The following is a 15352-nucleotide window of genomic DNA, read 5'->3' on the forward strand; positions in this document are numbered from 1 at the left end:
GCCTAAAGCTTAAAGCTTTAATATTATGGCAAAAGAAATAAAATTCGATATCGAGTCAAGAGACTCTTTAAAAAGAGGGGTTGATGCATTGGCAAATGCAGTAAAAGTAACTTTAGGACCAAAAGGGAGAAACGTAGTGATCGAAAAATCTTTCGGTGCCCCTCACGTTACCAAAGATGGTGTTTCAGTTGCAAAAGAAATCGAACTTGAAGACAGAGTAGAAAACATGGGAGCGCAAATGGTAAAAGAAGTAGCTTCTAAAACTAATGATATTGCAGGAGACGGTACAACTACCGCTACTGTTTTAGCACAGGCTATCGTAAGAGAAGGTCTTAAGAACGTAGCTGCAGGAGCAAACCCAATGGATTTGAAAAGAGGGATCGACAAAGCAGTAACTGCAGTTGTTGAAAACCTTAAATCTCAATCTAAAACGGTTGGTGATTCTACAGAAATGGTGAAGCAAGTGGCTTCAGTTTCTGCGAACAACGACGAAACAATCGGTGCTTTAATCGCTGAAGCTTTCGGAAAAGTAGGTAAAGAAGGAGTTATCACGGTAGAAGAAGCGAAGGGTATTGATACGACAGTAGACGTTGTTGAAGGGATGCAGTTTGACAGAGGTTATCAGTCGCCTTATTTTGTGACGAATCCTGAAAAAATGTTGGCTGAACTTGAAAACCCATACATTCTTTTAGTAGAGAAAAAAATCTCTTCGATGAAAGAATTGCTTCCTGTTCTTGAACCAATCGCTCAAGGAGGTAAGTCTTTATTAATCATCTCTGAAGAAGTTGAAGGAGAAGCTTTGGCAACTTTAGTGGTAAACAAATTAAGAGGTTCTCTTAAAATTGCTGCGGTAAAAGCTCCTGGATTTGGTGACAGAAGAAAAGCAATGTTGGAAGATATCGCAATCTTAACTGGCGGACAGGTAATTTCTGAAGAGCAAGGTTTCACCATGGAAAACATTTCTCTGGATATGCTAGGAACTGCTGAGAAAGTTTCTATTGATAAAGACAACACGACCATCGTCAACGGTGGCGGTGAAGAAGCTAAAATCAAAGGTAGAGTAAACCAGATCAAAGCACAGATGGAAACCACTACTTCTGACTACGACAGAGAGAAATTGCAGGAAAGACTGGCTAAATTAGCCGGTGGTGTTGCTGTATTGTATGTAGGTGCAGCTTCTGAAGTGGAAATGAAAGAGAAAAAAGACAGAGTAGATGATGCCCTTCACGCAACAAGAGCTGCTGTAGAAGAAGGTATCGTTGCAGGAGGTGGTGTTGCTTTGGTAAGAGCCATTGAAGCTTTAAACAGTCTTGAAGGAATTAATTCTGACGAAAATACAGGAATCAAAATCGTAAAAAGAGCGATCGAAGAGCCATTGAGACAAATCGTTGCCAACGCAGGAGGTGAAGGTTCTGTAATCGTTGCTAAAGTGGCAGAAGGAAGCGGAGATTTCGGTTACAATGCTAAAACTGACGAGTATGTAAATATGCTTGAAGCAGGTATCATTGACCCTACAAAAGTAACAAGAGTTGCCCTTGAAAATGCAGCTTCTGTTTCTGGAATGCTTTTAACAACTGAATGTGTAATCACTGAAGTGAAAAAAGACGAACCAGCTATGCCAATGGGTGGTGGAATGCCGGGAATGATGTAACAGCGTGTCGCTGAGACAATTTAATATACTAACCGTTCTGCTTTTGTGGAGCGGTTAATTTTTTTTAATAATTTATCAAACAAAACACCATAAATAAAATTGAAAAATTACCAATATTTTGCAAAAATCAAGTTTAATTTATACCTTTGAAAAAAATCTATATGCTTATATCTTTTAAATTTAAAAATTTTCTTTCATATAAAGATGAAGTTCAACTTTTGATGAGTAGTGTAAAAGCATTTAAAGAATTAAAAAAAAACAATGTATTTATTAAAAAAGACTTTGAATTACTCAAAACTGCCGCTATTTATGGCTCAAACGGTGGAGGTAAAAGTAATTTTATAAAAGCAATGGGATTCATGAATAAGTTAATTCATAATTCATTTGCCGATTCTTTAAAAAAGCCTGAAGATAGGTTTGATTATGATCTTCAATTCAGACTTAATAATGTATCTGAAAAAGCTCCGATTGAAATGGAAGTTGTTTTTATTAAAAACAATATAATTTACAGATACGGATTCCAAGTTAACAACAATATAATTATCAAAGAATGGCTTTTTCAAAAAAAAGAGGTTGAAACCCGTTTATTTGAAAGATATTTAAATGATTTTCAAATAAATAATAATAGTTTTTCAGAAGGAAATAAATACAAAAAAAATATAAATAATAATGTACTATTTTTAAGCTATTTGGCTCAGAATAATGCACCCGTTTCCTCAGAAATATTTGAGTGGTTTTATGGAATTAATGCCACAAATGCCCTCAGTAATGATAATTATGAAAAATTGACAAAATCTCTACTTAAAGAAGATTCTAAATTTAAAATTTGGCTAAGTTATGCAGTTAAATTTTTGTCTATATCAAATGTTGAATTAGATAATGAAAACAATATTGTAACTTATCATAACAAATTTGATAACAATGATTTCATTATTGACTCGGTTGCCTTTGATTTAGATTATGATGAAAGTCAAGGAACCATAAAATTAATTTACTTATTAGGAGCTATTTATCATACTCTTGTTAACAATGAGATATTATTTATCGATGAATTAGATTCAAAGTTACACCCGAACCTTACTAAAAAAATAATTAATTTTTTTCATGAGTTTAATAATAATTCACAATTTGTTTTCACATTGCATGATTCCAGTCTTTTGGATAAAAAAATATTTAGGCGTGATCAAATATGGTTTGTTGATAAAAATAAATTTGGCTCATCAGAACTTTACTCTTTATCGGACTTTGATTCGTCAGTTGTAAGAAGTACATCTGATTACAGAAAAAAATATTTAGAGCTTACTTTTGGAGCTGCAGATTCAATTGATATTTCGGAACAACTAATTGATTTACTCTATGACAAAGCTAAATCGTAAACAGGGTAATCGATCTGCAGTCGAAAAAAAGCCAACAATTTCTTTCTGTTTTTCAAAATTAGATAGAAATCAAGGGCAAACTGTCAAGCAATGGGAGGAAAAAGGGCTTTTATCAATATTCATAACCCGAACACAGCAAATTGGAAATTATTTATACCAAGAAGCTTTAGCTAATAAGTTAATAAAACAGTATACAAAAGTAGGATTTCCACCTGAATCTGAATTTAAGCCACCGACCCATGTTAATCCGCAATATTGGGCTGTAATACATATAACTCCCAACAGTAAAGAAGTTGTAGCAGGATATATTGATGAAAATGTCTTTTATATAATTTTTTTAGATGAAGAACATAAATTTTGGCCAACAAATATACAAAACAGAGGCAAAAATAGAAGGTAAATTATTCTCTACAAAGTATATTATATATCACTTATAGATTAAGAATCTCCTGCTAGAGCAAGCGTCTTACTCGTACCCACAAATATAAAAACCGTTCAATCCAGAGCGGTTTTCCATTTCAAAACAAACCCCGCTGCCGCACGAATCCCTTCGTGTGGTCTTTGTATAAAAAACAACCTTTACTAATCAGATTCCCCCGCTGGTGCGAGCGTCTCGCTCGTAACCACAAACATACAAACCGCTCCCATCCGAGCGGTTTTTCCATTTCAAAACAAATTCTTAAGTTTACAGGTTTTCAAATAAGATAATCATGATAGATGAAATTTTAGTACAAAAAATGATTGAAGATAAAATACATCCCGATTATAAAATCTTCAAGCTCTATGATACACAACCTTACATATTTATTTTTTGGAAACACAAAAAGTATGATAAGGATGATGAGAGAGGAATGCTAATTGGAGTTGGACCGATCGTTTACGATAAAGAAAAAAAAGATTATACAATATTAGGTTCTGGATCCAATAACGAGCATTATTACAAACACTTACCTAAGAATCTTTTTGAAGAATATAGGGTTATCAACTCTTTTGAAAGTATTAAAGCTGGAATTTTAAGAAGAAAATATGTAAATACTGATGATATTGATAGATTATGTCAAATTATAACTAACGGTTGGGGTTATACTGATTTTGACATATACTCTCCTTCTGGTTATAGTATTGAAACGCATTCTGTCGTAGTCTTAAAAGATAAGATTCATCAGGAAATTCTAATTGATTTTTGGAATAAAATAAACTATCAATATGAAATCATAAATGATACAGAAATATTACTTTGGAAAATAAAGGATGAGAAAAACATAAAAAAATAATCCCCAGATAATGCGAGCGTCTCGCTCCGCTCCGCAAAGATTCTCCCGACTTTGAGTAATTAACAAAAAAAAACGCTTCACACAAGCGGTTTTCACTTTTCCAAATGTCACATATTTCCAATCCTCCATTTTTTCCTATATTTAAAACATATTTTTCAACCCAAACCTCCACACCCTTGAAAACAAAATCATTCCTCCTTTCACTTTTCGGTTTATGCTTAGCCAATGCACAAACCCTAAATTTTAAACACCTTTCGGATATGTCGATGAAAAGAGGAGCGATAACCAGTGCTATTGCAGATGGCAATATCTATGTAAGCAATGGCTATAAAGATTCGGATGGTAATGCCACGATTATTGAGAAATACAGCATTAAAGACAACCGGTGGAGTGTTATCAACTCCAGTCTTGTTCCTAAGAGATTTGCCAATTCGGAGACTTACGGTAATAAAATTTATATTTTTAACGGTTGGGGAAACAGCAATCTTGAAATTATAGACCTTGAAACGCATCAGAAAACGAAGGGAGCCGTCAATCGTGCTTATACCGGAAATGCCGGTTCTGCCATCCACAACGGAAAAATATATACGTTTGGAGGAAGCGGGCTAAACAATGCCGCCACCACTGTATTTTCTGATAGATTCCAATACTATGACATTGCTTCGGACACATGGCATCCTTTACCGAATATGCCCAACGCCAGAGAAGCAAGGGGCAAAATCGTGAATGATAAACTCTATGTCATTGGCGGTTTTAATGGTACATCATCCCGCTTGGTTAATGTGTATGATCTCACCAAAAATGAGTGGACTGAGCAATACACAATGCCTGCTGCGATATCCGGTCATTCATTAGCGGTTTCCGGGAATAAGATTTTTATTGCAGGCGGTTATAATAATCAGAATTTTCTTGCATATTTCGATACAGAAACCAATAAGCTGCATAAGTTATCATCCAACATGATTCCCAGAAGACATGCTGCTGCGGAAATTTATAATAATAAATTATACATCATGGGCGGAAGTACAGCATCCTCAACCAAATCAGCTCTTAAAAGCATTCAGGTTGCGGATATTAGCGGAGAAGTGCTTTCTGCTAAATAAACTCAAGACGAATTTCCCACTGCCGCATGAATCCTTTCGTGTGGCTCATATAAAACAAAAACCATTCATATCTTCCGAACGGTTTTCACATTTCACACAAGATGTTCCGGATTCCCAAATATTGCGGATTTTCCAATCTATAACTTTACAGCTGCGAAAAAGGTTTACTCAATGTTATTAAAAACATCTTCCGCTACTCAAAGTCTCCCGGCTTTAAACAACAACTTTAAATCACAGAACATCAATCTGTATTTTTTTGCTTGGAAATTAGGTAAGATTAATTATTTCACGCAAGGTGTTTAAGACTTCCGTAGTCTTCCGGAAGTTTAAAACAAGATTGTTCGTAACCTCCTGCAATTGCATTTTATTATAAACACACCTGTTTGTAACTTTCTGCGATTGCATTTTGTTTCCTGCAAGTTGCGCAAGACCTCCGTCATTCTCCGGTGGTTTAAAACAAGTGTGTTTGTAACCTTCTGAAATTATATTTGGTTTTACGCAAGACCTTTGTAGTTTATAGGTGTATAGAACTGATTATCAAGAACTCGCTTGTATATTAAAAAATTAATCACATTCATATTTTCATATAAAATAAGGGTTTACTTATAAGATTAAAAACTTGACAATTGTTTTGCTCTTTTTATTCTTTCATTTCAAATTTTTGATTAAGTCTGTCCGATAGAAATATTGGTTTCCACTCCGTCTTTTAACTTAAATTCTTACTTAAAGGCTTGCTGGCTATACTTCTCTGTTACAGATAACTTTAAATAAACATTTTATTATACATGAAATTCAAATTCACTTTTGTTATTCTTTTATTTATTTTTTGTCAAGTATTTTCACAAACAAAACTTTTTGAAAGTGTAAAGAATGAAAATTCTGATTCACTAAAAATATTAGGGATGTATTATAATTGGGATGAAAACAAAATATATGAGCGATATAATTTTTACATAACTGACAAAAAAACTATTGATTCTTTGGTTAGTAATACATGAAGTTGTTTAAACTTATTTAGAAAAAAAAGTTCCGAGAAAATTAGCAATTTTGGATTGCAATTTAAAAGACTAATAATCTGGAACTCATCAGCAAAGATAAAATAGAGAAATGGATTTTACCCCATTTAAGCAAAGGAAAAAGAGGGTTTTCTACGAAGTTTGATTTGGTAAAAATAATTCAGACCATTATAAAACGGCTGAAAACCGGTTGCCAGTGGCGTGAGATTTCGGTAAAAGACTATTTCGGGGAAGAAAAAATAAGCTGGCAGAATGTATATTATTATTTCAATAAATGGAGCAAAGACGGCAGTTTCAGGAATATTTGGGTTCATCTTTTGAATCGAAACAAGAGGTTGTTGGATCTCTCGTGTGTTCAACTCGACGGAAGCCAAACCCGGAGCAGAATGGGCGGCGAATCAACAGCATATCAAAGCAGGAAATCTGCGAAAACCAGCAATATGATTTTTCTTTGCGACAATCGTGGTCAAATGCTTTCGATGGGAAATCCCAGAAGCGGCAATCATCACGATTTATATGAAATAGAAGATGTTATGGGCGAGATTATTGAAATTTTGTCCGAAGCAGAAATCTCTCATAAAGGTCTTTTTTTGAATGCAGATTTGGGATTTGACAGTGAAAATTTAAGGCATCAATTAGAAATGGAGGAAGTAATGGGCAATATCAAAACCAATCCCCGAAATGGAAAAACAGTAGACAATAATTACTATTTTGATGAAAAATTGTACGAAAACAGATTTAAAATAGAACAGGCAAATGCATGGTTAGACGGTTTCAAGGCTTTACTGATAAGATTTGAAACATTGGATAGCACTTGGAAGAATATGCACTTTTTAGCATTCTCCTTAAGACTAATCATAAAATTAAAAATTTAAACAACTTCTAAATCAAAAAATCCTCCCGAATTTTTCAGGAGGATTATTTGTTACATTCTGTTTACGGTTTGTATCCCGAGTAAATTTAATGATTTTCTTATGGTTTGTGCAGTGAGATTAGATAAATTCAGACGCATCTGCTTTATGTTTTCATCTTCCTGGTTCAAAATAGGGTTGCTTTGGTAGAAAGAATTATAGGTTTTCACCAAATCATAAACATAATTGGCGATCAAAGCCGGGCTTAAAACCTCTGCTGCTTTTTCCACCGTTGGCTTATAATTGGCGAGCTGCATCACTAGTTGTTTTTCAGACTGGTTGAGTTCGACATCAGAAATTTCTCTGTGAAGATAGTTGGCTTTAATTAACAACGACTGGATGCGCGCAAATGTATACTGAATGAAAGGACCTGTGTTCCCGTTAAAATCAATACTTTCTTCAGGATTGAACAACATTTTTTTCTTAGGGTCAACTTTCAGCATAAAATATTTTAATGCACCGATACCAACATTTTCGTAGTTAGACTCTTTTTCCTCATCCGATAAATTTTCCAGCTTGCCCAACTCTTCAGCTTTCAGCTTGGCAATATGGTGCATTTCCTGCATTAAATCATCGGCATCAACTACCGTTCCTTCACGAGACTTCATTTTTCCATTAGGGAGCTCTACCATTCCGTAAGATAAATGATACAGTTGATCTGCCCATGAATAGCCAAGCTTACCTAAAATTTTAAATAAAACCTGAAAGTGATAATCCTGTTCGTTTCCAACCGTGTAAATTAACTTCTGAATATTATTTTCTTTGAAACGCTCAACAGCAGTCCCCAAATCTTGGGTCATGTACACCGAAGTTCCGTCTGAACGAAGCAACAATTTCTGATCTAAACCATCATCCGTTAAATCACACCAAACGGAGCCGTCTTCTTTCTGATACAAAACTCCTTTATCCAAGCCTTCCTTGATAAGATCTTTTCCCAAAATATAGGTATTGCTTTCGTGCTGTATCTGGTCAAATGCTACTCCCAGTCTTTTGTAGGTTGCGTTGAAACCATCATACACCCACGAATTCATTTCGTTCCAAAGATTTCTTACTTTTTCGTCTCCGTTTTCCCAATCCAAAAGCATTTTTTGAGCTTCCTTCATCAAAGGAGCCTCTTTCTTCGCCTGATCTTCCAAAATTCCCTGAGCTACAAGTTCTGCAACTTCCAGTTTGTAATGTTTATCAAATTCAACATAGTAATTCCCGACAAACTTGTCTCCTTTTGTATTGGTAGATTCGGGAGTTTCACCTTTTCCGAATTTTTCCCAAGCCAGCATAGATTTACAGATGTGAATTCCTCTGTCATTGATGATCTGAGTTTTGACTACATCATATCCTGCTTCTTCAAGAATCTGCGAAACTGAAAATCCCAACAAGTTGTTTCTTATATGTCCTAAATGCAATGGTTTATTGGTGTTCGGCGAAGAATATTCAACCATTACTGTTGCATTTTTCTTTTCTATATTTGAAAAATTTTGAGCTATATCCTTAAGCTGATCAACAAAAAAATTGTTCTTAATTTTTACATTTAAAAATCCTTTTACAACATTGAAACTTTCCAGCAGATCGGTTTGTTCAGTCAATGCCTGTCCCAGTTCAACCCCGATACTTTCAGGATTTTTCTTGAGCTGTTTTACCAAAGGAAAGGTAACGATGGTAAAGTCTCCTTCAAATTCAGTTTTATTTTCCTGAATTTCAAGATATATATCTTTCAGCTGATAGACGTTAAGAATAACCTCTTCCAGTTTTTGTTCTATTATATTTTTAATATTCATATTAGGTCTATATTGATACGCAAATATACGGAAATAAAAAAACCGCACTAAGGCGGTATTTAATATGAATGTGTAATATGCTTAATGCTCATCTTCGGCGAAGCCAGTTCTCTTATATCCACTTATCCTATAAATTGTTCCTGGATCATCAGAAAATTCAGCATCGAATTCAATGGCATCAGATTTATTCCCTCCAGTAGTGGTAGCTCCTCCTTTAATGATTTTTCCGTTGGTAATATTAACAGTTATATCATACCCGTCAACAGAACTCTGTAATCCACTTCCTGCGAAAGTTTTTGCAGTATAATTTATTGGAGTTTTAACTTTAAAATCCCAAATATTGTGATTATCATCAATCCACATTTCCTGCCCATTATTGGCTGAAGTATTATATGTGGTAATTTTAGCATAATCCGCTACTTGTGTTCCTCCAACACTCGTTGTAACAAACCAATCTCCAGACATTTCTTTTGTAGACGTTTCACCTTGATCATCTGAAAGATCGCCATCACCTGTTCTATCACAAGAAAGCAACAATCCACCAAAGACTAACAAAAGCAAAAATAAATTTAATATTTTTTTCATTTTTTCAATTTTTAATCATAATACTCGAAACCATAAGAATAGCCATAAGGCAAAATATCTATTGTAAATTTTTTAGTTGTAGGATTATAGTCCATGCTTACAGATGTTGTAGGATCATATCCATTAAATGCTTGCGGTATAGCCGAAGGAACATTTCCATTCATTTCAAAATACACCGGAAAAGCACCTGCAAAGCCAAAATCAGTACAGTAATAGATGTTTGGAGTTCCAGGAACCAGAGAAATAACACCTGTTCTTTTATCGTTATTAACATCTTTAATTTTTCCTGATACATCAATTCCCGAACCACTTGGATTATATACTACAACCGTTTGAGTTACAATGGCATTAAAACCATCACTATTTTGAGCACTATAAGTAATTTCGTATGCACCGATAGCATTAGTATTTACGCTACCATCAACATTTACTGTTAATTCTGTAGAACCTTCAAAAGCAGTAACATCACCAGTGCTAAAGCTTCCTCCTAAAGGTACAGCAACTACTGGATTATAATTAAAATCGGGATACTGTGTTACTCTTGATACACCGATAGTATCTGAATCTGAAGAACAAGATATTATAAAGCTTATTGTAGCCAATAATATCAAAAATTTATTTAAAATATTTTTCATAATTATTAAATTTAATTAGCATCATACCATAGTTTTTCAGTAATTGGTTTTATGCCTGGAAAACTTGGATTGGTCTGGCTTTCTGACACTGGATAAGGAATTCTTTTTGGAAACTTACCTCCAGTTTTTCCTGTTATCGAATATGCAAACTGTCCCGGGATATAGGCAGCATCAGATTGTGCAACACTGCTAATTGCCGGAATATTTGTTCTTTTCTGTTCGAAAAAAGCTTCATATCCTTTACCTGGAAAAAAAGATATCCATTTTTGTGTGATAATTGCTTTCAGATTATCATTCATTGTTGAATTAGGATATGCATAAGCTCCTGATAAAAGATTAGATACTGGAGTACTCGGCGGAGTTGCAGTAGGATTATCAATTATACCCCATTGTGCAAAAGATGCTTTAACACCACTTTCATATAAAGTTTGGGCATTTGTTCCTGCATTATATCTTAATGCTGCTTCAGCCTGTAAAAAATAGCTTTCCGCAGTCGAAATAAGGTACACAGGATCAGTTGCCGATAATTTAATCACAGCTGCAGTACTGTTAGCAGAGTTGTCATAATCTCCCTGATCTTGTGAAGAACCATTTTCGTAGAAATAGGAAAACCGAGGATCATTGCTAGTATCCAGATATGAATAAAGTGTTGTACTAGCCCTCAAATTTGTTGCAACATTAAGCTGTCTTCTATCAGTTTCATATAATGGATTACTTCTGTTAGCTTCATTAATATACTGTGTGATAGCCGCATTTGAAGTTAAAAACTGAGCTCCATTCGATAAAAGTTGTTGAACACCTTGTTGAGCAACATTAGGTCTTGAGTTAGTTTGTCTTAAATATAATTTTAAAAGCATGGTGTTAGCAAATCTTTTCCAATTATCCATATTACCACCGAATACAAGATCATCATTTCCTGGTATTATATCAGTAGGTGAAGTGCTAATATCTTTTGAAAGCGCATCTTTTAAATTAGCAACCAAACCATCATATATAACTTCTGGTTGATCAAAGGATGGTGCCAATATTTCTGGATTAGTAGCTTGTGTAAAAGGAACAGCTCCATAAGAATCTGTAAGCACCTGAAAGGCATAAGCTTCCATTACCGTACTCATTAAATAATAATCCCAATGTCCCGTTGCTTCCGCATTTTTCTTAATATTTCTCAAATCAAGAATTGCATCATACATCGAATTCCAAGCACCATTATAGTCTAGAACGCTGATTGAGTAATTATCAATTGTTTTATATTGATTAGCCGCAGAGCTTTGCGTAAAATACTGACTCCAAAACCCGCCAATTAATGCATAGTAAGAGCCTGCTGAAGTTGCTACTCCTGTTGTTGCGCCAGGAAACTCTCTGTTCATTGGAATCTGCTCAGGTAATAGTGAATCAGGATCTCTATTTATATCTAAGTCACTACATGAAACTATTGCAAAGACTGTCAATAAGTGTAGAATAACTAATTTTATTTTTTTCATTGTAATTACTTTTAGAAATTAAATTTAAACATTACTCCATAAGTTCTTTGGGTAGGATTGGCACTAAATTCACCAAACTCACTTACTAATCCGTCTGCTCCATAAGTAGTAGATTCGGGATCAACATAAGGATTATCCTTAGGTGTCCACAAGAAAAGGTTTTTTCCGTACAGGGTGAAAGTAGCATTTTCTATTCCTACACCGGAAAGCCATTGCTTTGGAAATTTGAAAGATAAAGATACATCTCTTAATCTTACAAATGTTTTATCTATAATATGAGTTCTTTCAATTCCAGGATTACTTTGAGTATTGTAAAAATTTGCAATTTCTTCATAAGCAACCGGAGTTGTATTTTCCGAATAAGTTCCGTCACCATTATCTATAACCGAGTTAGGAATTATAAATGGATTTCTATCATTATATAGTGTCTCTATACCATTTCCTACGAAATGACTCAATCTCTTGGTATAAGAATACATTTTACCGCCTTGCTTCCAATCTACTCCTACGGTTAACGAAAAGTTTTTATATTTAAACTCATTTCTAAAGCCCATAATAAAATCTCTTTGTGAGGAACCAATCTTTTCTTCCTGTGATGTCGTTTCATAAAAACCGGTATCTGGATTAACTATGTATTGTCCATTGGCATTAGTTTTAGGCACAAGCGAATAGTAAGTTCCAGGTTCTTCCCCTTCTACAAACTTAAATGAAACACCATAATTACTTTGAACAGTAATTTGATTATCATCTCCTACAATATTTTCTACTTTACCTTTATTTTTTGTAAATGTGTAAGTAAGATTCCACTGAAAATCTTTTGATTTAATAGGTGTAAAATCCATCATTAATTCAATCCCTCTATTTCTGACATCTCCGAAATTACCTAAAATAGACGCATAGCCTGTTGATCTAGGAAGAACTTTAGGAAGTATAACATTATCTGTTAACCTGTCATATAAAGAAACATCAAAACCTATACGATTATTGAAAAATCTACCCTCTGCGCCAAATTCAACTTCTGTAGTAAGTGCATTGACCAACTTATCATTAGTTACTAACTCACCAATTTCATATGAATTAACCCCGCCAAAAGGAAAGAGTAATTGTCCAAAATAACCATCATTAACAGAAGACACAGCTTTCGTATATACTTGATAAGGATCAGTATCTGTTCCCGCTTGTGCCCAACTTCCTCTTAGTTTCAAGAATTTATTACTTGAACCTAAAACAATTGCTGAAAGCCCAACTGAAGGATAGAAGTAGGAATTAGAGCCTTGTGGCAAAGTAGAAGTCCAATCATTTCTTCCTGTAACAGTTAAGAAATAACGATCTTTAAATCCTAATTCTGCAGAACCAAATGCATATGTATATCTTCTCTTCATATCATTTTGTGTCAATATAGGAGTAGACGCAGAATTGGAAAGCTCATAATAGTATGGAATATCAAGATTGGTTACCTGCGCTGCCAAAGCATTTGAACTTTCTTCTGTGAATCCAATACCGGCAGCTGTATTTAATTTCCAATCGTCTGAGAATTCGGCGTTATGATTAAGTGTGAAATATGAATCATATTTTTTACTAGTGAGCTTTTGCTCTCTAACAGCACCAACCACACCATTTGCATTAGCTAAATCTTGTGGTGAACCCGGTAAATATTTAACAATAGCTCCCCATCTTTTAACAGTTTCATTCAAAACATCTGCACCTGTTTGAAATGTTGCAGATAAATTTTTCGTTATCTCATAATTGAAATTGATATTTCCAAAGAGTCTGTCTGAATTAGCTCTTACCACATTGTTTTCTAAAGAAGTATATGGATTTGCAGCGTATGGAGTAAAAAAGTAAGACGGGGTATTGAAGATATTGTTTCTATCTTGCATATCCACTAAACTTACATCATTGGGCATCTGAATTAGTTCCTGAAAAACAGTTTTACCAAATGAAGCATCATCTCCTTGTCCTGTTGGCACAGCATTAGTTTTTCTATTTGAATAATTAGCAGAAACTTTTATTTTCAATTTATCAAAGTTAAGACCTCCATTAAAACCAATTGTTCGGCGAACAAATTTATCGTTATCGGTAGGATAAACTCCGTCAGAGTTTATATTACTAAGTGTTAATGCACCATCTGCATTTTCACTCCCACCAGATAAACTCAGTGTATTTGTGGTAATTAATACAACTCCATTTGCGCCGTCTTTACCATACAACGCAGTTGCTGCAGCACCTTTAAGGAAATTCATTGATTCAATAATGTTAGGATCAATATCATTTAAAGTTGATCCAGAATCGAATGTGTTGTCAAATCCTACTTTACTGGAAGTAGCATTATTAAGCATTGGAGTACCATCAATTACAATTAACGGTTGCGAAGAGCCCAATGACTTAAATCCTCTACTTACGATTTTTGGTGTAGCTCCTGGCTGAGCTGGCGCAGAAATGTCAACACCTGGAACTTTTCCAGATAAACTTTCGAAAGCGTTTGTATTTACTATTTCTGTTAATTGATTACCTGAAACAATTGTCTTTCCATAAGAACTTGCCTTTTCTTGTCGCTTAACTCCCAAAACAGTAACAACTACACCTTCAATTTCCTGAGTTTTTAAACTATCGCCAGATTTTGTTTCTTGCGCTTGGGCAATGACGAAAGAAGAAGATAATACTAAAACTAGTATTCCTGTTGTTAGTTTCTTCATAATTAATATTAATTTTGTGTTAACAAAGTTGTAAAAACTTTATCTACAAAACTGCTAAATTTTCAAATTATTATTATTTATCACATAGCATGGTGAATTATGTTAAATAACAAATGTTAAAATTTATGGAATTATTAAGAAAATGGTCAGAAAATTATATAGAAGCCGGTTGTGATGAGGTAGGACGCGGGTGTCTGAGCGGACCGGTTGTCGCTGCAGCCGTTATTTTAGACGAAAAATTCGAGCAAAGACTTGTTAATGATTCTAAAAAATTAACATTTAAAACAAGAATGGAACTGGATAGCTATATAAAGGATAACGTAAAATGCTTTGCAATTTCCGAGCTACCACCTTCTTTCATTGATCAACATAACATACTGAATTCTAGTATACATGCGATGCATAAAGCTTTAGACCAGCTTACGATTCGTCCTGAGCTAATCTTAGTGGATGGAAATAAATTTCACCCTTATCATTATATTCCTCATCAATGCATTATTAAAGGTGACTCCAAATTTTTATCCATTGCTGCTGCTTCCATATTGGCAAAGAATTATCGTGACAAACTGATGATGCAACTTCATGAAGAACATCCTGAATATGGGTGGAATACCAATTTCGGATATGCTACAAAAAAACATCAGGAAGCTTTAAAAAAATACGGAATAAGTAAATATCACAGATTATCGTTCAGATTAAAATATGATTAAATAATCACAATGTGAATTATTGATTTTAAAATAATTCACATTGAAATTTAAATCAATTCTAAATAAAACAGATTTTATAAAAAACGTATAAAATTTACAAACAAACCAGACTGAAAATCAATTAATTATTCAAATTCAT

General features: G+C 34.2%; 12 protein-coding genes. 7 read left to right on the plus strand and 5 right to left on the minus strand.

The window, feature by feature from the left end; genetic code table 11:
• Window positions 1-25 precede the first annotated feature (25 nt).
• The 6 genes from groL to FOL89_RS05610 all read left to right on the plus strand — a co-directional run bounded on the left by groL (window position 26) and on the right by FOL89_RS05610 (window position 7295).
• Complete coding sequence (gene groL, locus FOL89_RS05585; protein ID WP_144281854.1) at window positions 26-1651, plus strand: chaperonin GroEL; 1626 nt, start codon at window positions 26-28, stop codon at window positions 1649-1651.
• A gap of 161 nt (window positions 1652-1812) precedes the next feature.
• Complete coding sequence (locus tag FOL89_RS05590) at window positions 1813-3027, plus strand: AAA family ATPase (RefSeq protein WP_144281855.1); 1215 nt, start codon at window positions 1813-1815, stop codon at window positions 3025-3027.
• Complete coding sequence (locus tag FOL89_RS05595) at window positions 3008-3427, plus strand: hypothetical protein (RefSeq protein ID WP_144281856.1); 420 nt, start codon at window positions 3008-3010, stop codon at window positions 3425-3427. The genes FOL89_RS05590 and FOL89_RS05595 overlap by 20 nt, the downstream gene beginning before the upstream one ends.
• A 310-nt stretch (window positions 3428-3737) precedes the next feature.
• A complete protein-coding gene (locus FOL89_RS05600; protein WP_144281857.1) occupies window positions 3738-4301 on the plus strand; it encodes a hypothetical protein in 564 nt (187 codons plus the stop codon).
• Window positions 4302-4477: 176 nt separating this feature from the next.
• Window positions 4478-5404 carry a Kelch repeat-containing protein gene (locus tag FOL89_RS05605; RefSeq protein ID WP_185146922.1) on the plus strand — a complete coding sequence of 309 codons (927 nt, stop codon included), beginning with the start codon at window positions 4478-4480 and terminating at the stop codon, window positions 5402-5404.
• 1111 nt (window positions 5405-6515) lie between these two features.
• Window positions 6516-7295, plus strand: a complete 780-nt coding sequence (locus FOL89_RS05610; protein WP_228444865.1) for a transposase — start codon at window positions 6516-6518, stop codon at window positions 7293-7295.
• A gap of 50 nt (window positions 7296-7345) precedes the next feature.
• Here FOL89_RS05610 and argS read toward each other — a convergent pair whose 3' ends face one another.
• The 5 genes from argS to FOL89_RS05635 all read right to left on the minus strand — a co-directional run bounded on the left by argS (window position 7346) and on the right by FOL89_RS05635 (window position 14503).
• Window positions 7346-9106 (minus strand): arginine--tRNA ligase, encoded by a 1761-nt coding sequence (gene argS, locus FOL89_RS05615; RefSeq protein WP_144281860.1) that lies wholly within the window; start codon window positions 9104-9106, stop codon window positions 7346-7348.
• 81 nt (window positions 9107-9187) lie between these two features.
• Window positions 9188-9667, minus strand: coding sequence for a lipid-binding protein (locus tag FOL89_RS05620; protein WP_185146923.1), 480 nt, complete (start codon window positions 9665-9667; stop codon window positions 9188-9190).
• 35 nt (window positions 9668-9702) lie between these two features.
• On the minus strand, window positions 9703-10293 hold the full coding sequence (locus FOL89_RS05625; RefSeq protein ID WP_185146924.1) for an immunoglobulin-like domain-containing protein: 591 nt from the start codon (window positions 10291-10293) through the stop codon (window positions 9703-9705).
• 44 nt (window positions 10294-10337) lie between these two features.
• On the minus strand, window positions 10338-11693 hold the full coding sequence (locus FOL89_RS05630) for a SusD/RagB family nutrient-binding outer membrane lipoprotein (RefSeq protein ID WP_185146925.1): 1356 nt from the start codon (window positions 11691-11693) through the stop codon (window positions 10338-10340).
• 125 nt (window positions 11694-11818) lie between these two features.
• Window positions 11819-14503 carry a TonB-dependent receptor plug domain-containing protein gene (locus tag FOL89_RS05635; RefSeq protein ID WP_144281864.1) on the minus strand — a complete coding sequence of 895 codons (2685 nt, stop codon included), beginning with the start codon at window positions 14501-14503 and terminating at the stop codon, window positions 11819-11821.
• 125 nt (window positions 14504-14628) lie between these two features.
• Between FOL89_RS05635 and FOL89_RS05640 the strand changes: the two genes are divergently transcribed.
• Window positions 14629-15213 (plus strand): ribonuclease HII, encoded by a 585-nt coding sequence (locus FOL89_RS05640; RefSeq protein WP_144281865.1) that lies wholly within the window; start codon window positions 14629-14631, stop codon window positions 15211-15213.
• Window positions 15214-15352: the final 139 nt, after the last annotated feature.

Origin of the sequence: Chryseobacterium echinoideorum (assembly GCF_007474535.1) — a bacterium.
GTDB classification, from domain to species: Bacteria; Bacteroidota; Bacteroidia; order Flavobacteriales; family Weeksellaceae; genus Chryseobacterium; species Chryseobacterium echinoideorum.

Coding starts and splice junctions, on each gene's coding strand:
- FOL89_RS05635 (WP_144281864.1), bottom strand. CDS start 14,503: ATGAAGAAACTAACAACAGGAATACTAGTTTTAGTATTATCTTCTTCT.
- FOL89_RS05630 (WP_185146925.1), bottom strand. CDS start 11,693: ATGAACAGAGAGTTTCCTGGCGCAACAACAGGAGTAGCAACTTCAGCA.
- FOL89_RS05640 (WP_144281865.1), top strand. CDS start 14,629: ATGGAATTATTAAGAAAATGGTCAGAAAATTATATAGAAGCCGGTTGT.
- FOL89_RS05595 (WP_144281856.1), top strand. CDS start 3,008: ATGACAAAGCTAAATCGTAAACAGGGTAATCGATCTGCAGTCGAAAAA.
- FOL89_RS05600 (WP_144281857.1), top strand. CDS start 3,738: ATGATAGATGAAATTTTAGTACAAAAAATGATTGAAGATAAAATACAT.
- groL (WP_144281854.1), top strand. CDS start 26: ATGGCAAAAGAAATAAAATTCGATATCGAGTCAAGAGACTCTTTAAAA.
- argS (WP_144281860.1), bottom strand. CDS start 9,106: ATGAATATTAAAAATATAATAGAACAAAAACTGGAAGAGGTTATTCTT.
- FOL89_RS05590 (WP_144281855.1), top strand. CDS start 1,813: ATGCTTATATCTTTTAAATTTAAAAATTTTCTTTCATATAAAGATGAA.